We start from the raw sequence: 18,527 nt of genomic DNA, 5'->3' as shown, positions 1-18,527 counted from the left end.
TGCGCAGTAACCGCAGGCCAGCGTAAAAGGAAATAGAGGACAGCACTTGCAACCCACCGATGAAACGCCGGAACAGACCGAAGCGGAAAGACTGAACCAGCACTGTGTCTGCGTCACCCTCGATCGGCCAGCAGTCGTTGCCAATCTCGCTAGTCAGCTGGGGGACAACGCCGACGAAATCCTGTCCAGCACGGCCTGGCAGCAACTCTTTTCCAATGCCGCCGTCTTCGTTCCCGGTCGGGAATTGGACCACATGCTGGCCATTGTTCAGGCCCTGGAGGCCGCTGCCGCCCTCCCCGACTATCGGCGACGGGTACTGTCCTGGGCCCCGCAGAATGCCATGATCAACCCCGGACCCGCTGGCGCCTTTATGGGCTATGATTTCCATCTTGGCGTGGAGGGACCCCGCCTCATCGAAGTCAATACCAACGCGGGGGGCGCGTTCCTCAATGCCGTGCTGGCACGGGCCCAACTGCCCTGCTGCGGTGGCGCTACGCGAGCCTCCTGGGCCGAAGACTTCGACACTGCGGTGATCGCCCAGTTCGAAAGTGAATGGCGCGCCCAGCAGGGCAGCGGACGTCCGGAGAGCATAGCGATCGTCGATGATCGGCCTGACGAGCAGCATCTCTACCCTGAGTTCAGGTTGGCGCAGCAGCTCCTGCAAAGTAACGGTATCGACACCGTCATTCTCTCCCCCACTGATCTCAAATATGCGTCGGGCGCGTTATACGCTGGTGACAAGCGAATCGACCTGGTTTACAACCGTTTGGTCGACTTCGGGCTCGAAACCCCCGAACACGCCGCCTTGCGTTCGGCCTGGCTGGACGGCGGCGCCGTCATAACCCCCAACCCCTTTGTCCATGCCCTGTTGGCGGACAAGCGCAACCTGGCGGTATTGTCGGATCACACAACGCTTATGGGTTGGGGTTTGAGCCCTGAAAACGCCCAATTACTCCGCCGTGGCATTCCACGCACCGTACAGGTCACCGCCAGTAACGGCGAGGATCTGTGGCGGGAACGGCGACAGTGGTTCTTCAAACCGGTGGCCGGCCACGGCAGCAAGGGCGTGTACCGGGGCAGCAAGCTCACCAAAAGCACCTTTGCCCGGATTCTCGAAAGCGACTATATCGCTCAGGCCTATGTGCCGCCTTCCGAGCGCCTGGTTCTGGTCGATGGTGAGCGGGAGAAGCTAAAGGTTGACGTGCGCCTGTATACCTATCGCGGCACCCTGCTCCTGGCTGCGGCAAGGCTGTATCGGGGACAGACCACCAATTTTCGTACGCCCGGCGGCGGCTTTGCGCCTTTGCTCCTTAAAGATTAATCAGAAAACGTCTCTTTTAAACCGTGAGGCGATGGGACTAAAACATCCTCAAGGCGGATGAAGTAGCCAAGGCACTGAAACAGCTGGACACTTGTTAATCTTATCCAGCACAGCAAGACAACTGTTTCACATCTTTGGTGAAGGTCTGGGCACAGAGCCTGAGCCCTTCTACCATGGTCAGGTAAGGGAACAATTCATCACCCACTTCCTGCACGGTCATCCTGGCCCGAATCGCCATCACGGCGGTCTGGATCAGCTCACCCGCTTCTGCGGTCACCGCCTGCACGCCCAGCAACCGACCCGAATCGTGGTCAGCCACCATCTTGACAAAACCATGGGTGTCGAAGTTGACCAGTGCCCGCGGCACATTTTCCAGTTCCAGTATTCGGGTATCCACAGTGTAGCCCTGCTGTTGCGCCAGAGCCTCGCTCAGGCCTACGGTGGCCACCTGAGGCTCGGTAAACATCACCGCCGGCATGGCGCTGAGATCAAGGGTGGCTTCGCCTCCGGTCATGTTGACGGCCGCCCGGTTGCCCCCGGCGGCGGCGACATAGACAAACTCCGGTTGATCGGTGCAGTCACCGGCGGCATAGATGCCCGGTGTCGTAGTTTGCAGATACTCATCCACCTGAATGGCACCACCGGCGGTTTTCACGCCGATGCCTTCCAAGTTTAACGCCTCGGTGTTGGGCGTGCGTCCGGTGGCCACCAGCAGTTGATCCGCGCGCAGTGTTCCGGTGTTGGTCTCCAGCATGAATTCATTGGTGTAGGCCACACGGCTCGCCTGGGTCTGCTTGAGCACCTCGATGCCCTCACGGCGAAATGCGGCTTCCACCGCTTCGCCAATGGCTGGATCTTCACTCGAGAGCAGTCGGCTGCGAGCCAGCACCGTCACTTTACTGCCCAACCTTGCGAAGGCCTGGACCAGCTCCAGCGCGACAAATCCGGCGCCGATCACGACCAGCCGTTCAGGCACCGTTTCCAGTGCCAAGGCGCTGGTGGAGGTCAGGTAAGGTGTGTCCGCCAGCCCCGGTACTGGCGGCTCTGCTGGACGCGCGCCGGTACCGATGAAGGCACGGTCAAAGTGAACGGTCCGCTCGCCGCCCTCATTCAGGGTGACCGTCAGCTGCTGGGCGTCGACAAATCTAGCCTCCCCGTGCAGAACGGTAATGGCCGAATGGTCACGCAGAATGCTCTCGTATTTGGCATCCCGAAGTTCATCGACTCGGCTCTGCTGTTGCCGGAGTAGTTTCTCCCGATCCACCGTCGGCCTCTGGGCGCTGATACCCTCGTCAAAAGGGCTCTCCTTGCGAAGATGAGCGATATGCGCCGCGCGAATCAGAATCTTTGAGGGCACACAGCCGATATTTACGCAGGTGCCACCGATGGTACCGCGCTCGATCAGGGTGATTCGGGCGCCGCGCTCGGCCGCCTTCAGGGCGGCGGCCATGGCCGCGCCACCGCTGCCGATCACGGCAATGTGCAGGCTCTGCGTATTTTTCATGGTCACTCCCGGTCCGCTTTCGATTTCAGGGTAGATGGATATCCCGCCTTGGTGGTCGCTTCGGTCAGGGCCTTCACAGAGGTAAGGTTATCGTCGAAAGTGACCACCGCCTCACGCTCCGGGTAGCTCACCTCGGCACGGGAAACACCTTCCACCTTGTTGAGCGCGGCTTTGACGGTGAGAGGACAGGCGGCACAAGTCATGCTGGGTACCGACAGCGTTACCGTCTGGATAGCGGCCCAAGAGGGCAGGCTGAGCAGGACTGTGAGTAAAATTGGCACGAAACGCATTTTCATAAGTCAGTCTCCAATCAATAAAACCAGGGCAGGACGTAGGGGAAGACCAAAGCGATCAGTATCAGCACCGATACCACCCAGAAGAACACCTTATAGGCCAACCGAACTTGTCGGGCGGCGCAGGCATCCTCCGGCTGGCAGCTTTTCGGAGGCCGAAAGATTCGGCGCCAGGCAAAGAACATGGCGACCAGCGCAATGCCGATAAATAGTGGCCGATAGGGCTCCAAAACGGTCAGGTTACCGATCCAGGCGCCGGAGACGCCCAGGGTAATCAGTACCAGAGGCCCGAGACAGCAGATTGATGCCAGGACCCCGGCAATTCCTCCGACTGCCAGGGGAGCACGCCCGGATTTCTGTGATGACATATCGCTTGCTCCTTTCATGACATTGGCTGTTGGCGTAAGGTTACTTCCGTAGTTGGCTACGGAGTCAAGTCATATGCAGAACACAGTAAACTCACTGACCATCGGCGGTTTGGCGAAGGCGGCTCAGGTGCATGTCGAAACCATCCGCTATTACCAGCGCCGGGGCCTGGTAGCCATACCCGAGCGTCCTCCAGGCGGCATCCGGCGCTATGGCTCCGCCGATATTGACCGATTGACGTTCGTGAAAACGGCGCAACGGCTGGGCTTCAGCCTCGATGAAATCGCCAACCTGCTTCGGCTGGAAGATGGCACCCATTGTCAGGAAGCCAGCGCGCTTGCCGAGGATAAATTGCGGAATGTAAGGGAGAAGATCAACAGGCTGAAAAAAATTGAAACGGCATTGCAGGAAATGGTCGATCGATGCCATGTACATGAGGGCGATATCACGTGCCCGCTCATTGCGTCACTGCATACAGGGGGCCGTGGTTGTTGTGACTAATCTGGCGCTTGGCTAAGCTGGATACACATTCCGACGGTCACCTCGATTGATGAGGGCCCTTTTCTCTGCCTACAGGTCGTCCATTCGCTCTATCTGCCGGACCAAGCGCTTGGTTTCGTGTTCTTCCATAGCCAGCAGTGATTGCACAAGTTCCGCGGCTTCCCGAATTTCCGCCTTACCCACGAGCGATTGGTAAAGATCGATAATTTGCTCGTGAAAATCGAAGACTTCCGTACTGATCGCACCGGCATCCAGCTTGGCGTAGTGATCATCACAAACCAGATGTGTCGTAATGGGATTATGGGGTATGTAATCATACACATATGTGTGAACAGCCTTAGGATCGGCCTGCCGCTCGAAGGCCGCAACCATTTTCTCCATTTCGGTTTCGTGAGACGCCAGATACTCAAGCAGCATTGAGGCCCGCTCATCATCGTGACGGGAAGCACAATGGGCGAGGCATGTTGCCAATTTCGCGTGTAATTCACGGGTCCATTCGATCAGATTATAAAATGTTTTGACTTCCATACTGAATCTATCCTCGATGATTCCAACAAGTGGTCTTATCGGCCGACGGCGGTAAGTGAGCATGCCGGTGCTCAGCCATTATGCTCCCCGGCTTTATCTCCCGGCCAGGCCGAAAATGCTATGAAATACAGGAAAAGGAGATTAACGACGGGAAACAGTATCAGGAGTCCCAGCCAACCCGGATAGCCTGTGCGCTGGCAAATACGCCAGACCGGAATGACGACGACAACGGCAACGATCAGCATCCACAGCCAGTGTCCCGCCCACATTGTGTTACCCAACATATGATTCTCCATTATGGTGTGCTCCTCGGTTCTAGTCCCAAGTTTTAATGGTGGTGTGCATGCGGTTCCTCGTGCTCGGGCTGTCTCGCCCGCGCCGAGCTTTTCAGGAATATCTGCTCGGCAATCGCAATAACGAGCATGGCCACCACGGCTACGCCAATCACAAAGGGGTCGGTTTTCAGCTTGACCCAGACAAAGCCTCCGAGGGCAAGCAGATCGAGAAGAATGGCCGTGGCCGGCACCCACGCCCTGGCCTTGACGTCCTCACGGAGATAGCGAATAACTCCCCAATGAATGGCAATATCCATGATCAGGTAGAACACGATACCCAGTGCCGCAATACGCGAGAGATCAAAGAATGCGGTGAGAACCAGGCCAAGCACTACGGTGTACACCAGCGTGTGCTTCTGGATACTACCCGGCATGCCAAAGTGACGGTGAGGAACCAGTTTCATTTCCGTCAACATGGCCAGCATGCGCGAAACGGCGAAGATGCTGGCGAGAATGCCGCCGGCGGTGGCCATCATGGCGATGGCCACCGTAAACCACACGCCGTATTCCCCCAGCGCCGGTCGGGCCGCGGCGGCAAGTGAATAGTCACGGGTTTCAATAATTTCAGAGAGCGACAGGTTGCTGGCAACGGCAAAGCCCACCAGGGTATAGATCACCACGCACGCGGCAATGGAAATCACGATGGCACGCCCCACGTTGCGGTGCGGGTCTTTCACCTCCGAGCCACTGTTGGTAATCGTTGTGAAACCTTTGAATGCCAATATCCCGAGCGCGGTCGCACCGAGGAAATTGCCCAGGGTTCCGGCCTCTCCCGGGCTGGAGAAATCGACGGAAATGCTATCGGCAATCCAGACGCCCACGACACCAAAAATCAGAATGCCTCCAATTTTCAGAATACCGATGAACGACGCAACACTCTCGATAAGGCGGTTGCCCATCAGATTGATCACAAAGGCGACCAACAGGAGGAAAACCCCCAGGATCGGCACCATACGCCCGCTCTCATCACCGCCAAACAGCTGCATGGTGTAGGATCCGAACGTTCTTGCCAGAAAGCTTTGGGCAATCACCATGGAGAAGTACATCAGCAGCGCATTGAACGCCGTCGGCAGGCGATCACCATAGGCTTTGTGCAGATACATGCCGATGCCACCGGCGGACGGATAGGCATTGGAAATTTTGATGTAGGAATAGGCGCTAAAGCTGACAATCACGGCGGCCGCCAGAAACGCCAGCGGAAACAGCACGCCCGTCATCTGCGCCATCTGCCCGGTCAGCGCAAAGATACCGGCGCCTATCATGACGCCGGTTCCCAGCATCACAGTCCCGGGTAGCGTCAGGCTACCTTCCCGGTAATGCGTTGTTCTGTCTTTTTCCTCAGCCATGAGTCCTCCAGTTGTAATTTTCTCGATGTATCGGCCTAGAACCACATACGAATCCCAACAACCACGCCAGTTTCGGACTCATCCCCCCCTTGATCGCGAACCTGGTCCGACTTGTCGCCCAGGGAGCGGCTCCAGTAGACACCGACATAAGGGGCAAACTCTCTTGACAGTTCGTAGCGATAGCGGAGTCCAAGGCGAATATTATTGAATCCGCTGGGGCGGTCATACTCTTCGGCGTCCGTCAAGGCCGCTGCCAACTCCACACGTGGCTGCAAGTACGACACCTGAGATAGGCGAATATCATATTCGGCTTCGATGTTCGCGGCGATATCACCGTCTTCATTGACCGTAACGGAGTTGTCCATTTCAAATCGGTAGGGAGCCATACCGAAGAAGCTGAAGACCAGGTAATTTTCACGTTCTGCCCCCGATGCCGTCGACCCCCGGGTTCCGACGCCGCCCTGTAACTCCCAAAAGGGCGCAATCAAATGACTGGCCAGCAATTCCGTACGCTCCAATTCAGCGGGCTCGCCATCATCCCACTTGTTTTCTCCTTCGCTCTTGAAATATACCCGGTTTCTGTCACCACCATACCAGGCCAACATATCCCAGACTAACAGGTCTTCATTGTTGTCTGTGCGGGTGACTTCCAATCGGTCAAAAAGGACCTGGCCTGTTCGGTAGGTTTTAATCGGCTCGGGCCAATCATCTTCAGCGTGCCCGGCAAACAGCGGAGCGCTCAATCCAATCCACATTAGCGAAATTACGGTTTTGAGTTTTTTCATGGCTCCCCCCTTAGCTGACATTGACTACGCGGAACATACCCGCCTTCATGTGATAGAGGAGATGGCAGTGGAAGGCCCAGCTGCCGGGCGCGTCGGCGCTGATCTGCAACGACACCACTTCACTGGGTTTGAGACTGATCGTGTGTTTGCGAGGCCGGGGATACTGGCCGTTCTCAAGCTCCATCCACATGCCGTGCAGATGTATGGGATGGTCCATCATGGTGTCGTTTACCATGATCAAACGCAGACGTTCGCCATGGTGAAATTGCACCGGCCCATCGACCTCGGTAAATTTCACACCGTCAAAAGACCACATATATCTTTCCATATTGCCGGTGAGATGAAGCTCGATGTCGCGCTCCGGTTCCCGTTCGTCTGGCCAGGGATGGGCACCCACGAGATCACCGTAGACCAGCACACGATGACTGACACCTTCAAGACCCACGCCCGGTTCGTTGAGCCGACTGACCGGGTTTCTGGCGATCATGGCCGCGCCGGGTCCGTGTCCTCCCGGGGCGTGCTCGATACCGAGGTCTGGCGCTGAAGGCCGTTGCGGGCCATTGTTCATGTTATCGTTCATATTGTCGTCGTCGCTGTCGTGCATGCCATGGTGGCCCTTCATGCCGGACTCATCCCCGCCAGGGGACTGCATACCCATGTCACCCATGTCATGGGACATGCCCATGGCCGCCATGCCGCGTTCCGGCACCGGTCGTAATTCGGGCACTTCCGCCTCCTGCCCCAGCTCCGTCGCGAGGGTGCCGCGCACATACCCGCTACGGTCCATGCTCTCGGCAAACAGCGTATAGGGCCGGTCACCTTTGGGTGCCACGATCACATCGTAGGTCTCCGCCACGCCGATGCGGAATTCATCCACCGTGACGGGTTTAACCGGCTGGCCGTCGGCGGAGACCACCGTCATCTCAAGCCCTGGGATGCGGAAGTCAAAGAACGACATGGCGGAGCCGTTAATGATTCTCAATCGAACCTTTTCTCCGGGCTTATACAGCGCCGTCCAGTTGGTTGCGTTGTCGCGACCATTCATCAAGTAGGTATAAGTGGATCCGGTCACATCCAGAATATCCCGGGCACTCATGCGCATCTGGTTCCACATGGAGCGGTCTTGCCAGGTTTTCGCGAGTCCTTGACCGCGAATATCGGCCAGGGTGTCGCTCAGCGTGCGCTGCTGGTAATTGTAATAGCCCTCCGCGACTGTCAGGTTGCGGAAGACCTCATGAGGATCTTCAAAGGTCCAGTCGCTCAGAACAATCACATGCTCCCGATCCGCGCCTATATCACCATCCGCCGGATCGATCACAAGCGGACCCAGGTGACCCAGTTGCTCCTGCAACCCTGAGTGGCTGTGATACCAATAGGTGCCATTCTGCTGAACGTCGTACTCGTAGTGAAACGTCTCTCCCGGCCTGATACCCGGAAAACTGACGCCCGGCACACCATCCATGTTCTCGGGCAGAATAATCCCATGCCAATGGATGGATGTGTCTTCATCCAGCGCATTGGTGACGTTCAATCGAGCGCGCTGCCCTTCTTTCAACCGGATCAGTGGCCCGGGCATACTGCCATTGATAGTGATTGGCCTACCGAGTCGCCCACCGACATTCAGGTTTTCCCGACGAATATGCAAATCCACCGCATTGTCGGCTCTGATGGCGTCGCCATAGCTTCGCCCCAGCGGATAAGCCCAGGCCGGTGCAATTTTCGCCAGGGCAAGGGCGGACACCGCCCCGGCAGCGGATTTGATAAACCGTCGACGACCCGGCTTTATCGGTTCTTCCATCTCATACCCTCTCATCTCAAAATAATGAATGTGATGCCTGCATCTGGCTCCTCGTTATGCGCTGTATCAATGGTAATCTGAATCAGTGGATCCACGGGCGGTCACAATTTGGTATTGCTCGGGCGACAAGTCTGGAAGCCGCCGCAAAAAGGCAACCATATTCCAAATCCGCTCATCATTGTGCCCTGGCCCCCAGGCCGGCATACCGGAGGCCTTGATGCCATGCTTGATGGTCCAGAATCGACGCCGGGCCCGCGACTCAGCGTCGCCCTCGTCTTGGGTCTGCCGAGCCAGATTCGGCGGCGCGGGATAGAGGCCCAGGGTGAAATCGCTCTCGGTTTTGCCCGGCTTGAGGTGGCAGCCGACACACATATCATTGTAATCGGCTCCGCCAGCCAGCAGGCGCTCGGGGTTATCCAGGTCCGCTGGCACATCGATGCCGGCCGACGCCCGGCTGATGGAGCGCTCCCGCAGCGTTTCCAGCGTCCAAGTGGTCAAAGCGGTATGGCGGTCATCCGCTCCCATGGGGTAGAGGCCTGAGTAAATGAACGCCACGCCGGTTGCGACAGCGATACCTGACGCCACGGCAAGGCATTTGATACACGACAGAAACTTGCGGGGTGCCACAATCTCTCCTTAAGGGATAACTTCCGACAATGGATTAGTGCTCATGCTTGGACGGACTTTTCTCATTGCCCTTTTTATCCTCTCCAGAGTGGTCAGCATGAGAGCCGTGCGGCCCGGACTCATCCTGATGCATCTCGTCCCTGCATTTCTGCATCATGGCCTGCATGACCGGATCATCCCTGTCCATCTTGGAAGGATCCATAGTCTTCATCGCCGCACACTCCGGTTTTTCGGCCTCCTTCATGTGCTTTTCAGGCTCATGCGCCTGAGCTGAAAAGCCCAGCAAAAGCGCCGGCACAGCCAAGGTAACCTGCCAACAGAGAATTTTGCGTTTCATGGTGTTACTCCTCGATCATGTAAATACGATGGGCGACTTGCCAGCATCAGAAACACAATCAGCGTAACCAACAAGCCCTGTCTGTCAGATGACCCTTACATTACAATGTTGTAATCATGGAGTAATCTTGCCGTTGGGTGCGGCCCGCTAGACTGGGCTAATACGGATCTGGAGCGATGCATTATGCGACTGCTGGTGGTAGAGGACGAAGTCAAGACCGGCGACTATCTCCGTCAGGGTCTGGCCGAGGCCGGGTTTTTGGTCGCTCTCGCACGCAATGGCCTGGACGGCCATCATCTGGCCATGACCGAAACCTTCGACCTGATCATTCTGGACGTCATGCTGCCGGATGTGGATGGCTGGCGCATCGTGCAATCGCTGCGTGAGGCAGGCCGACAGACACCGGTGCTCTTTTTGACCGCCCGCGACAGCGTGGATGATCGGGTCAAGGGCCTGGAACTCGGTGCCGACGATTATCTGGTCAAACCGTTTGCCTTTGCCGAACTGTTGGCCCGAATACGGACCTTACTGCGCCGCAGCGCCACGCCCACCCTGTCGGAGCAGCTCCACGTGGCCAATCTCACCCTCGATCTGCCCAAACACCGCGTCACCCGCGCAGGCAGGAAAATCAATCTCAGCCACAAGGAGTTTTGCCTTTTGGAGCTGTTGGCCCGTCGCCGCGGCGAGGTACTGCCTCGCTCGCTGATCGCTTCCCAGGTATGGGACATGAACTTTGATTCCGACACCAATGTGATCGATGTGGCGATTCGCCGGCTACGGGCCAAAATTGACGACGATTTCGAGCCCAAGCTGATTCACACTGTCCGCGGCATGGGGTACAAACTTGACGTTGAAACCGACGATGATGCTCATTAATCGGCAATCATTCCGGCAACCATTGTCCCTCGCCGCCCGGGTAATGGTATTCGTCGGACTGGCCATCGGACTTAGCCTCGTACTGACCAGTAGCCTGGTGCTCAGTGCCGTCGAACGCCACTTTGCGGAACAGGATGCCGGCGAACTGGCAGTAATGACCGAAGCCGTGGCCAACGCGTTGCGCAACGGCGGCGACGCGCCAGCACGACGGCAAGAGGCCCTGTCCAACGCCATATCGGGACATCACGGTGTCTATTTTCAAGTGCGGTATCGGCGAGGCGAGGTTGTCTACGCGACCACGGGGGCTGACCTGTCGCAAGCGGCAGCGATCCTTACCCCCGCAACCGCGATTCAGCCGGACAACCTGCAAACCTGGCATACCGATGGTAAGACCTTTCGAGGTGTACTCACGCAACACGACATCATGGGCCGGAGCTACTCAGTCATTACCGCCATCGATATGGGCTTTCACCTGCAGTTTCTGGAGAATTTCCGCCGCAGCCTGTGGCTGATCATGAGCCTCGCCGGTGCCATCACCCTGCTGGCCGCCTGGTATGGGGTGCATCAGGCGCATGCCCCCTTGCGCGGACTCTCCGACAGGATGGGAGACATCCAGGCCGACCGGCTGCACGTGCGTCTTGACCCCTCCCTGGTTCCACCGGAATTGCGGGACGTGGTCACCTCGTTCAATCACATGATCGGTCGATTGGAAGACAGCTTTACTCGCCTGTCACACTTCTCCGCCGATATAGCCCACGAGTTGCGCACACCGCTTACCAACCTCATCACCCAGACCCAGGTCGGGCTGGGCAAGGCCAGAGCACCCGAGGAATACCGTGAACTGCTGTATTCCAGTCTGGAGGAGCAAGAGCGTCTGGCCAAGATGGTCAATGACATGCTCTGGCTGGCCAAGAGCGACCATGGCCTGCTTAAACCGGTACAGGCACCGTTGAATCTGGCCGGTGAGGTCAATGAACTGTTCGATTTTTTCGAAGCACTGGCGGAAGAACGGCAAATCCACCTATCATTGGCAGGTCACGCACCGACTATTCAGGGCGATCGCGCGATGCTGCGGCGAGCGATTTCCAACCTGCTGTCCAACGCTATCCGGCACACACCCCCGGGAGAAACGGTGCTGGTACGGCTTACCAAACCCTCGGACCACGAGGTTTCACTGAGCGTGCAGAATCCGGGACCAGAAATACCCCCCGCACACCTGGCCAACATTTTCGACCGCTTTTACCGTGTCGATCCATCCCGGACCCGACAAAGCGAGGGGGCGGGGCTTGGTCTGGCGATCGTGCGATCCATCGTCGAGGCTCATGGTGGCCGCGTAGAAGCTGCCTCTACCGCAGCTGTGACCACATTTACCTTTTGGTTGTCCGTAGCCACATGAGCTCGCGGAAAAGCAGTACAACGTCAGGACTCATTCATGTCAACCAGAACCCTCACACAAAACCTACCGATTGATATCCTTTAACCAAATCCTCAGCACACTATCAATAATGTTTTCTGTAGTCACAGCCAGCCATTTCCGAGGAGCTAAGCATGCTCACCCACGCAACCAGTTTATCAACCCCCTCCCTGTCCAACTCATAGATCCGCCACTGAGCTTCAATACGCACCTGAACCAACCCCGCCTCGCGCAAAGTTTTCAAATGCTGGGATACTGCTGGGGCCGATATCTGGAACAACCCAGCGATTTCTCCCGACGAAAGGGGACCCTGCGCCAGAGACTCCATGATTCTTCGACGCGTAGGGTCGGCAATGGCAGAAAAGCTGTTCATTCTGTGATATTGTTGAAAGAGCTTAATTAAGTCAATACTTAACACGTCAACACAATGACATCACTGGGCGCGACAAGGTAAAAGCGATCCGCAGTGGACTCCCCATCGCGGACTCCAAGCGTATAGAGAACTGCTGTCCTATTGACTGCTTTCACCACCAGCTGACGCCTACCAGACGTCAGCTTAAGCCAGGGGGGAGGAACCGGCACGACAAGTCGATCCGCCAGGCAGCGTTTAACCGGTCTGGCCCAAGGATCGCATTGATGGTGGCGTTGTACAGGGAGGATGTTTGACATGGAGTTACGCCATCTACGCTATTTCATTGCCGTCGCCGAAGAGCTGCATTTCAGTCGTGCGGCCGAGCGCCTTCATATCGAGCAGTCACCCCTCTCTCGGACCATCAAGAACCTGGAAACCGAGCTCGGCGTGCTGCTGCTTGAGCGAACATCACGTGGAGCACGACTGACTTGGGCTGGCGAGGTCTTCCTTGAAGATGCTCGCCGAGTCCTGCTTTGCCTGGATCAGGCGAAAGCCAATGCCAAAGCAGCGGCCTCCGGCTATCGCGGCAAGCTGCGCATTGCGCTCTCCGATGGCATCGCACGCAGTCGTTTGACCATGCTACTCGCCCGCTGTCGAGAAGAAGAACCCGAAGTCGAGATTCGTTTGTCGGAGATGCCCTTCTCACAGCAACTGCTGGGACTGCGTAATGACTTGTACGACGCCGGGCTGGCGCTCGCCGATGAAGTCGACGACGGGATTCTCGCCGAGCCTGTCTGGCACGACCCTCTCGTGGTTACCATGCCGGCAAGACACCCTTTGCTGACGCACAAACACGTGCCCCTCCAGGAAGTAATGAGATACCCCCTGGTTCTGTGTGATCCACAGAATTGCGAAGGATGCAGCCAACAACTGGACAAAGTGCTCCAATCGAGCAATGAGAGCCCTGTCGTTGCCGAGCGAGTATCTACCCATGACCTGATGCTTACACTGGTCGCCGCAGGATATGGAGTGGGCTTTTCCACGACGGCACACGCAGAAGTATCACACCACAAAGACGTCGTCACGAGACCCCTGGCTGACAACACTTTTATATTGACGACCTACTTGCTGCGACCAGACAATGAGCCATCGAAGCAACTGAGAAACTTTATCCGACGGGTCAATTACGTCAGCAATTAAACCCGCTGCACCCGCTGCCATTCTTTTTATATCTGCCTCAAGATACGAAAAGCATCGACATTATGACAAAACTCGAGACCACCGCCAGGATTCTGTGACACAACCTGCAATTTTTCTGATCACATGCCAGACACCGCTGATCTAGAAGTTTGCATTTTCCCCTCGAACAACACCACTGACCTATCAGGTCTTTACAGCCGCCTGATCGCTTCGAAAACTCGTGACCAACGATGGGGAAGCCGTTGTCTCGGCGGCATACGTTGATTGACAACAATGAGGCGGTGCAGCAGTCCATATACACCGTTATTTCTAGCTCTCATTCGCGTCACACTCCCCAGCGTTGCATCACCGCCCAGCCAGTCAGAGCCGGAAAGCCTGTGGGCAGGTGACCTGTTGAGCTAACGCCAGGAGGCCAAGTGGCTGGGATGAGACATGGGGAAGTCCAACCAAACGCAGCACTCAAAAGTATTCTATCGCCCCATTGAGGCGGCAATCCGCTGGAGCGGTCTCGTACGATTCGAGGCCCGCATACTCAACACCCTGGGCGACAAGATCGTTCTGGATGTAAATGACTTTCCCCGCTGGCCGATGCTGAGGCTGAACCTGGAGCGACTTTACGACGCCTTCCGTAACGGTGAGCTACCTTACGGGAAATCCGGCATCACCTGCGATGATCCAACGCTGCTGACCCAGCCCGACCTCACCGTCAGGCACGTGGACCTGAAAGCCTGGATGACTCATTACTACCCTGACCAAAAACCAGAATTCCTGTTCGAAGGCATCGAGCGCCACTTGCATTCCGCCATCAACCTGGACAACTTGCAGGCCCTGCTGATTGATCGCGAGGCGCTCAAGCTGCGATTCACGGAATTGGAGCAGTCCTTCAAAGCACTACAGGATCAGCACCGTTTGCTCAGCGAAAAAGCGAGCTGTGGGACGGGAGAGGACAAGACCCTCTCGCCCCGTGGCGAGTCTACGTACTTGAGCATTATCGGCGGTCTGCTGACCCTGCTGCTGGGTAAGTCCCCGAGCGGAAAGCGCTACTCCTCCTTCGACACCACCGCCTCCATCATCAGCGCCCTTCTGGCCTATTATCCAGGGCACCCCGGCATCAGTGAACGGACACTCTGGTCGAAGTTCAGTGCCGCCAAGCGTCACGTCGGCGACGAGGCAGAGTGACTGCAACTGCAGTCCTGGAACCTGCAATTGCAGTGTCAATCCCATCCAGCTGGCATTGAATGGGCAGCACATTCTTCACCGCGCTATTGAGCGTACAGGAGTGCTTACCATGTCTACACAGACGACCCAGGCCTTTCGCACTGAACGCCGCATCCTCCGCCGTCCGGAAGTCGAAGCCAAGACCGGCTTCAAGCGCGCGCATATCTACAACCTGATGAAAGCCGGCAAGTTCCCGAAGGCGCTTCGCCTCGGCGTCCGCGCCGTTGGCTGGGATGCCGCCGAGATCGACCAGTGGATCGAAGAGCGCCTCAACGACCGTACCTGACCCAGCCTTCTCGAACGCAACCCTGTGAGGAGGATAGTCATGCAGGTCGTTTCCATTATTTCAACCAAGGGCGGGGTGGGCAAAACCACCACGGCCGCCAATCTGGGCGGCATCGCGGCTGATGCTGGACTGCGGGTGCTACTGCTCGACCTGGATGTCCAGCCAACCCTGTCCAGCTATTTCACCCTACGGTCCCACGCACCAGGCGGTATCTATGAGCTGCTGGCCTTCAATGAACAGGATCGTTCTCACCTGGTATCCCACACCGCCATCGACGGCCTGGACCTGGTACTGTCCAATGACGACAAGGGTCAGTTGAACACACTGCTGCTTCACGCGCCCGATGGACGGCTGCGCCTGCGCAATCTGCTACCAGTGTTCCGTCCTCATTATGATTTGCTGCTGATCGATACCCAGGGCGCGAGGAGTGTTCTGCTGGAGATGGCGGTACTGGCCTCCGATATTGCCCTCTCGCCGGTCACGCCAGAGATTTTGGCGGCACGGGAATTTCGACGCGGCACCCTGCAGCTGATGCAGGATATCGCCCCCTACCAGCGCCTTGGCATCGAACCGCCATCCCTGCACCTGCTTATCAACCGGGCTCATCCGGTCTCCAGTAATGCACGGGTGATCCAGCAGGCACTGCGCGACCTGTTTGCCAACGAACCTGGCATCGTTGCGCTCGATACCAGCATCCCGGCCATTGAAGCCTACCCACGCGCCTCGACCCAGGCACTGCCCGTTCACCGGGTGGAATACCGTCGGCCCAAAGGACGGATCACGCCTGCCGCCCTTGACACCATGCGCGCGCTGGCCTGCGAGCTGCTGCCTGCCTGGCAACCGGCATTTAGCCGACTGCAAGCTGGAGCCCACCGGAGGACTGCCTCATGACCCGCTTGCCGATTCCCTCGCGTGGCTATAAGCGCCTCAAACCACTAATCGAACTTGCCCAAGCCGAAGGCTGGCACGTAGAGCGTACCGGTGGGGGTCACTTGAAACTCACCAAACCCGGACTGCCACCGATCTACACCGGCTCAACGTCGAGCGACCATCGTGCCACCCGCAGCGCACTGGCACGCATGCGGCGAGAAACCCGCTTTGCCGATGAGTGTGACCACGATGGCTGACCTCACCTCCAAAGACATGGCCAGCAAATTACTGGCCGATCAGTTCCGACGCAGTGGCCCTGACGCAGAGGCGTTAAGCGATCCCATCGCCGACACACCTATGACCGTGACCCTGGAGCAACTGCTGCCGTATGACCTAAACCCGCGAGTCACTCGCAACCCCCGCTACGAAGAGCTCAAGGAATCCATACGAAAGCGCGGGCTTGATACGCCACCGGCCATCACCCGCCGGCCCGGCGAAAGCCATTACATTATCCGCAACGGCGGCAATACCCGTCTGGCAATCCTGAATGAGCTGTGGACTGAGACGAAAGACGAGACATTCTTTCGCATCCAGTGTCTGTTCCGCCCCTGGCCGGAGCGCGGTGAAATTGTCGCCCTCACTGGGCACTTGGCCGAGAACGAATTGCACGGGGGACTGACCTTCATTGAGCGCGCTCTGGGTATCGAGAAAGCCCGTGAGCTGTACGAGGTCGAATCGGGCATCACACTGACACAAACCGAACTGGCCCGGCGCCTTTCTGCGGACGGTTATCCCATCACCCAACCCCACATCAGTCGCATGCAGGATGCCGTGCTCTATCTGCTTCCCGCCATCCCCACCGTGCTCTATAGCGGTTTGGGACGGCCACAGATCGAGCGGCTGACCGCCTTGCGCAAGTCCAGCGAGAGGACATGGGAAGCGCTGAGTATGAGCCGCGGCGCGGAAATGGCATTTGCCAGCCTGTTCCACGATGTGCTCGCAACCTTCGACAGCGACGCGGAGGGTTTCTCGGTCAGGCGCATCCAGGACGAATTGATTGGACAGATGGCCGAACTCCTGCAGGTCGACTACGACACCCTGACCCTGGATATCACGGAATCTGATGTTCGCAACCGCCTGACGTCAGCCGGTGCAGCCCTCAAACAACGCCCTGCCGCAGACGATCCTGCCCCTCGCTCCATCGAGCAGAGCCCAGGTAAATCACAGCCACAACCCCCGGCGCCCCCGGCAGGCGAACAAGGGACTGACACAGCACCTACAACACCTAAACCGGCGAACGTAAAGGAGTCTCCACCTCCGGAACGTCCTGATTCATCGGCCAACGATATCGGCAGTCCTGTGTTGGCTGCGCCCGACAACGAGCGACTTCAGGCCCATGTGGTCACGCCAGCGACAACCACCGACCGACTCCAGGACATCCAGCGCCTGCTGGCGGACCAAACAGGCAACACACAGCCGGACTTCGAGTCGACCGTTCTGCAGGCAATCCCAGTCCAGGCTGGAGGGCTCTACCCCATCACGGACGTTTGGTACATCGAGCCCGGTCTGGACGTATCCGACAGCCTGCGTGTGCATATTGCCCAGTTCGCCACCGAAATGGCCCATGAGACAGGACAAGCCCACCACATACAGCCAACCGATACGGGGATCGGCTTCCACTGCGATTTGCAGGCACTTTCCGTTGATGGTCACGTGATGCCGCTGATGGGGCGCGCAGTCCTTACCCTGCTGCATGCGCTGAGTGCAGGCTTCCACTCATCAAGCCCGCCCACCGGTGGCATCGACAATCTGCGGCTACTGGACTTGCTGGGGCCTCTGCTGCAGGGGCGTCAAGGCACCCATCACGATTCACTATCGCGGCTGAGCGATAACGGTCTGGTCAAGTTGTTCCGCCTGCTGCGGCTGTCACGTCGATTGGTGGAGCTGGAGTCGGGTACTGGCACCGAACTCACACCCCCCGGGGGTTCATAGCGTTCCAGGAGGCAGCATGTCGGCACCCCACCCACTCAACCAGGCTGTGATTGCGCAGGCACTGCATGATCTGCGCAACGGCCAGCTGCGGCGCTGCAAAGCCATGGGGTTCGGCGAACAGGAACTGGGCGCATTGAAGCACCCCGCCCTGGTCAGCGTACTGATCAATGCCTCCGTGCCCTGGTGTTCCGTCACCGTCAACCGCGAAGTGCTGCAGCGCCTGTTGCGCCAGGTAGCGGACGTCGAGAAAGAAATCGCCGCGGTTGATCGCATGCTGCGCCTGGGCGCCAGTACCGAGATGGTGAGCAAGTTCTACGGCCTGACGCATCAGGAAGTCGCCTTGCGCCGTGACATTCTCGGCCTGCCCAAGCGTAAAGGCCGCCATCCCGGATTGAGCGAGGAACAGGACACCGAACTGTGGCGACGATGGGACCCCGAGGTCAAACAGCGCGGTATCGCCCTGGATGACCCCATGGCCTTGCTCGACCTTACGCTGGATCTTGCTGAAGACCTCAATTTGCCCGCTTCCGTCCTGTGGTCAACGATCAATGCCTGGATCGACCAGGGTCTGGTGTGAC

Annotated in this window: 22 protein-coding genes; 11 read left to right on the top strand and 11 right to left on the bottom strand. The window is 57.8% G+C overall.

What is annotated here, in order from left to right:
- The first annotated feature begins 46 nt into the window (after window positions 1-46).
- Window positions 47-1,321: a hypothetical protein gene (locus QZ516_RS01885; protein WP_297185399.1), complete on the top strand. Its 1,275-nt coding sequence runs from the start codon at window positions 47-49 to the stop codon at window positions 1,319-1,321.
- Window positions 1,322-1,421: 100 nt separating this feature from the next.
- Here QZ516_RS01885 and merA read toward each other — a convergent pair whose 3' ends face one another.
- The 3 genes from merA to merT are packed head-to-tail and all read right to left on the bottom strand — an operon-like array spanning window position 1,422 to window position 3,486.
- The gene (gene merA / locus QZ516_RS01880; RefSeq protein WP_297185396.1) at window positions 1,422-2,825 is read right to left on the bottom strand and encodes a mercury(II) reductase; all 1,404 of its coding nucleotides are present in this window, start codon (window positions 2,823-2,825) and stop codon (window positions 1,422-1,424) included.
- Window positions 2,826-2,827: 2 nt separating this feature from the next.
- Window positions 2,828-3,121 carry a mercury resistance system periplasmic binding protein MerP gene (merP, locus tag QZ516_RS01875; protein WP_297185393.1) on the bottom strand — a complete coding sequence of 98 codons (294 nt, stop codon included), beginning with the start codon at window positions 3,119-3,121 and terminating at the stop codon, window positions 2,828-2,830.
- Between the two features lie 14 nt (window positions 3,122-3,135).
- Window positions 3,136-3,486: a mercuric ion transporter MerT gene (gene merT, locus QZ516_RS01870; protein WP_297185390.1), complete on the bottom strand. Its 351-nt coding sequence runs from the start codon at window positions 3,484-3,486 to the stop codon at window positions 3,136-3,138.
- 73 nt (window positions 3,487-3,559) lie between these two features.
- Between merT and merR the strand changes: the two genes are divergently transcribed.
- Window positions 3,560-3,985: an Hg(II)-responsive transcriptional regulator gene (merR, locus tag QZ516_RS01865; RefSeq protein WP_297185388.1), complete on the top strand. Its 426-nt coding sequence runs from the start codon at window positions 3,560-3,562 to the stop codon at window positions 3,983-3,985.
- 69 nt (window positions 3,986-4,054) lie between these two features.
- On the opposite strand, the gene QZ516_RS01860 is transcribed toward merR, so the two are convergent.
- The 7 genes from QZ516_RS01860 to QZ516_RS01830 all read right to left on the bottom strand — a co-directional run bounded on the left by QZ516_RS01860 (window position 4,055) and on the right by QZ516_RS01830 (window position 9,741).
- Window positions 4,055-4,513, bottom strand: a complete 459-nt coding sequence (locus QZ516_RS01860) for an ATPase (RefSeq protein WP_297185386.1) — start codon at window positions 4,511-4,513, stop codon at window positions 4,055-4,057.
- A gap of 71 nt (window positions 4,514-4,584) precedes the next feature.
- Complete coding sequence (locus tag QZ516_RS01855) at window positions 4,585-4,797, bottom strand: hypothetical protein (protein WP_297185383.1); 213 nt, start codon at window positions 4,795-4,797, stop codon at window positions 4,585-4,587.
- A gap of 44 nt (window positions 4,798-4,841) precedes the next feature.
- Window positions 4,842-6,194 (bottom strand): APC family permease, encoded by a 1,353-nt coding sequence (locus QZ516_RS01850; RefSeq protein WP_297185380.1) that lies wholly within the window; start codon window positions 6,192-6,194, stop codon window positions 4,842-4,844.
- A 35-nt stretch (window positions 6,195-6,229) separates the two neighbouring features.
- The gene (locus QZ516_RS01845) at window positions 6,230-6,979 is read right to left on the bottom strand and encodes a copper resistance protein B (protein ID WP_297185377.1); all 750 of its coding nucleotides are present in this window, start codon (window positions 6,977-6,979) and stop codon (window positions 6,230-6,232) included.
- A gap of 10 nt (window positions 6,980-6,989) precedes the next feature.
- Window positions 6,990-8,777, bottom strand: coding sequence for a copper resistance system multicopper oxidase (locus QZ516_RS01840; RefSeq protein WP_297185374.1), 1,788 nt, complete (start codon window positions 8,775-8,777; stop codon window positions 6,990-6,992).
- Between the two features lie 66 nt (window positions 8,778-8,843).
- Window positions 8,844-9,404, bottom strand: a complete 561-nt coding sequence (locus QZ516_RS01835) for a cytochrome c (RefSeq protein WP_365332591.1) — start codon at window positions 9,402-9,404, stop codon at window positions 8,844-8,846.
- Between the two features lie 34 nt (window positions 9,405-9,438).
- Window positions 9,439-9,741, bottom strand: coding sequence for a hypothetical protein (locus QZ516_RS01830; RefSeq protein WP_297185371.1), 303 nt, complete (start codon window positions 9,739-9,741; stop codon window positions 9,439-9,441).
- A 183-nt stretch (window positions 9,742-9,924) separates the two neighbouring features.
- Here QZ516_RS01830 and QZ516_RS01825 point away from each other — a divergent pair, with 183 nt between their 5' ends.
- Both QZ516_RS01825 and QZ516_RS01820 read left to right on the top strand, forming a co-directional pair.
- Window positions 9,925-10,617 carry a heavy metal response regulator transcription factor gene (locus QZ516_RS01825; RefSeq protein ID WP_297185370.1) on the top strand — a complete coding sequence of 231 codons (693 nt, stop codon included), beginning with the start codon at window positions 9,925-9,927 and terminating at the stop codon, window positions 10,615-10,617.
- The gene (locus tag QZ516_RS01820) at window positions 10,604-12,013 is read left to right on the top strand and encodes a heavy metal sensor histidine kinase (RefSeq protein ID WP_365332587.1); all 1,410 of its coding nucleotides are present in this window, start codon (window positions 10,604-10,606) and stop codon (window positions 12,011-12,013) included. The genes QZ516_RS01825 and QZ516_RS01820 overlap by 14 nt, the downstream gene beginning before the upstream one ends.
- Before the next feature lie 103 nt (window positions 12,014-12,116).
- On the opposite strand, the gene QZ516_RS01815 is transcribed toward QZ516_RS01820, so the two are convergent.
- Window positions 12,117-12,404, bottom strand: a complete 288-nt coding sequence (locus QZ516_RS01815; protein ID WP_297185367.1) for a metalloregulator ArsR/SmtB family transcription factor — start codon at window positions 12,402-12,404, stop codon at window positions 12,117-12,119.
- Window positions 12,405-12,698: 294 nt separating this feature from the next.
- Here QZ516_RS01815 and QZ516_RS01810 point away from each other — a divergent pair, with 294 nt between their 5' ends.
- The 7 genes from QZ516_RS01810 (at window position 12,699) to QZ516_RS01780 (ending at window position 18,526) form a co-directional block, all read left to right on the top strand.
- Complete coding sequence (locus tag QZ516_RS01810; protein WP_297185365.1) at window positions 12,699-13,583, top strand: LysR family transcriptional regulator; 885 nt, start codon at window positions 12,699-12,701, stop codon at window positions 13,581-13,583.
- Window positions 13,584-14,015: 432 nt separating this feature from the next.
- Entirely contained in the window at window positions 14,016-14,762 is a 747-nt protein-coding gene (locus tag QZ516_RS01805; protein WP_297185362.1) for an ATP-binding protein, read from the top strand.
- Between the two features lie 109 nt (window positions 14,763-14,871).
- The gene (locus QZ516_RS01800; RefSeq protein WP_297185359.1) at window positions 14,872-15,087 is read left to right on the top strand and encodes an AlpA family transcriptional regulator; all 216 of its coding nucleotides are present in this window, start codon (window positions 14,872-14,874) and stop codon (window positions 15,085-15,087) included.
- 39 nt (window positions 15,088-15,126) lie between these two features.
- Window positions 15,127-15,978, top strand: a complete 852-nt coding sequence (locus tag QZ516_RS01795; RefSeq protein WP_297185356.1) for a ParA family protein — start codon at window positions 15,127-15,129, stop codon at window positions 15,976-15,978.
- Complete coding sequence (locus QZ516_RS01790) at window positions 15,975-16,214, top strand: type II toxin-antitoxin system HicA family toxin (protein ID WP_297185353.1); 240 nt, start codon at window positions 15,975-15,977, stop codon at window positions 16,212-16,214. Before QZ516_RS01795 ends, QZ516_RS01790 begins: the two co-directional genes overlap by 4 nt.
- Entirely contained in the window at window positions 16,207-17,949 is a 1,743-nt protein-coding gene (locus QZ516_RS01785) for a ParB family protein (RefSeq protein ID WP_297185350.1), read from the top strand. The genes QZ516_RS01790 and QZ516_RS01785 overlap by 8 nt, the downstream gene beginning before the upstream one ends.
- A 16-nt stretch (window positions 17,950-17,965) precedes the next feature.
- Window positions 17,966-18,526: a DUF2857 domain-containing protein gene (locus QZ516_RS01780; RefSeq protein WP_297185347.1), complete on the top strand. Its 561-nt coding sequence runs from the start codon at window positions 17,966-17,968 to the stop codon at window positions 18,524-18,526.
- Window position 18,527: the final 1 nt, after the last annotated feature.

Source organism: uncultured Porticoccus sp. (assembly GCF_913061305.1).
GTDB lineage: Bacteria > Pseudomonadota > Gammaproteobacteria > Pseudomonadales > Porticoccaceae > Porticoccus.
This window is presented reverse-complemented; position numbering and strand designations above follow the sequence as displayed.

Excerpts from the sequence above, each read along its gene's own strand:
- merA (WP_297185396.1), bottom strand. The coding sequence starts at position 2,825 with ATGAAAAATACGCAGAGCCTGCACATTGCCGTGATCGGCAGCGGTGGC.
- merP (WP_297185393.1), bottom strand. The coding sequence starts at position 3,121 with ATGAAAATGCGTTTCGTGCCAATTTTACTCACAGTCCTGCTCAGCCTG.
- merT (WP_297185390.1), bottom strand. The coding sequence starts at position 3,486 with ATGTCATCACAGAAATCCGGGCGTGCTCCCCTGGCAGTCGGAGGAATT.
- merR (WP_297185388.1), top strand. The coding sequence starts at position 3,560 with ATGCAGAACACAGTAAACTCACTGACCATCGGCGGTTTGGCGAAGGCG.
- QZ516_RS01860 (WP_297185386.1), bottom strand. The coding sequence starts at position 4,513 with ATGGAAGTCAAAACATTTTATAATCTGATCGAATGGACCCGTGAATTA.
- QZ516_RS01855 (WP_297185383.1), bottom strand. The coding sequence starts at position 4,797 with ATGTTGGGTAACACAATGTGGGCGGGACACTGGCTGTGGATGCTGATC.
- QZ516_RS01850 (WP_297185380.1), bottom strand. The coding sequence starts at position 6,194 with ATGGCTGAGGAAAAAGACAGAACAACGCATTACCGGGAAGGTAGCCTG.
- QZ516_RS01845 (WP_297185377.1), bottom strand. The coding sequence starts at position 6,979 with ATGAAAAAACTCAAAACCGTAATTTCGCTAATGTGGATTGGATTGAGC.
- QZ516_RS01840 (WP_297185374.1), bottom strand. The coding sequence starts at position 8,777 with ATGGAAGAACCGATAAAGCCGGGTCGTCGACGGTTTATCAAATCCGCT.
- QZ516_RS01830 (WP_297185371.1), bottom strand. The coding sequence starts at position 9,741 with ATGAAACGCAAAATTCTCTGTTGGCAGGTTACCTTGGCTGTGCCGGCG.
- QZ516_RS01825 (WP_297185370.1), top strand. The coding sequence starts at position 9,925 with ATGCGACTGCTGGTGGTAGAGGACGAAGTCAAGACCGGCGACTATCTC.
- QZ516_RS01820 (WP_365332587.1), top strand. The coding sequence starts at position 10,604 with ATGATGCTCATTAATCGGCAATCATTCCGGCAACCATTGTCCCTCGCC.
- QZ516_RS01815 (WP_297185367.1), bottom strand. The coding sequence starts at position 12,404 with ATGAACAGCTTTTCTGCCATTGCCGACCCTACGCGTCGAAGAATCATG.
- QZ516_RS01810 (WP_297185365.1), top strand. The coding sequence starts at position 12,699 with ATGGAGTTACGCCATCTACGCTATTTCATTGCCGTCGCCGAAGAGCTG.
- QZ516_RS01805 (WP_297185362.1), top strand. The coding sequence starts at position 14,016 with ATGGGGAAGTCCAACCAAACGCAGCACTCAAAAGTATTCTATCGCCCC.
- QZ516_RS01800 (WP_297185359.1), top strand. The coding sequence starts at position 14,872 with ATGTCTACACAGACGACCCAGGCCTTTCGCACTGAACGCCGCATCCTC.
- QZ516_RS01795 (WP_297185356.1), top strand. The coding sequence starts at position 15,127 with ATGCAGGTCGTTTCCATTATTTCAACCAAGGGCGGGGTGGGCAAAACC.
- QZ516_RS01790 (WP_297185353.1), top strand. The coding sequence starts at position 15,975 with ATGACCCGCTTGCCGATTCCCTCGCGTGGCTATAAGCGCCTCAAACCA.
- QZ516_RS01785 (WP_297185350.1), top strand. The coding sequence starts at position 16,207 with ATGGCTGACCTCACCTCCAAAGACATGGCCAGCAAATTACTGGCCGAT.
- QZ516_RS01780 (WP_297185347.1), top strand. The coding sequence starts at position 17,966 with ATGTCGGCACCCCACCCACTCAACCAGGCTGTGATTGCGCAGGCACTG.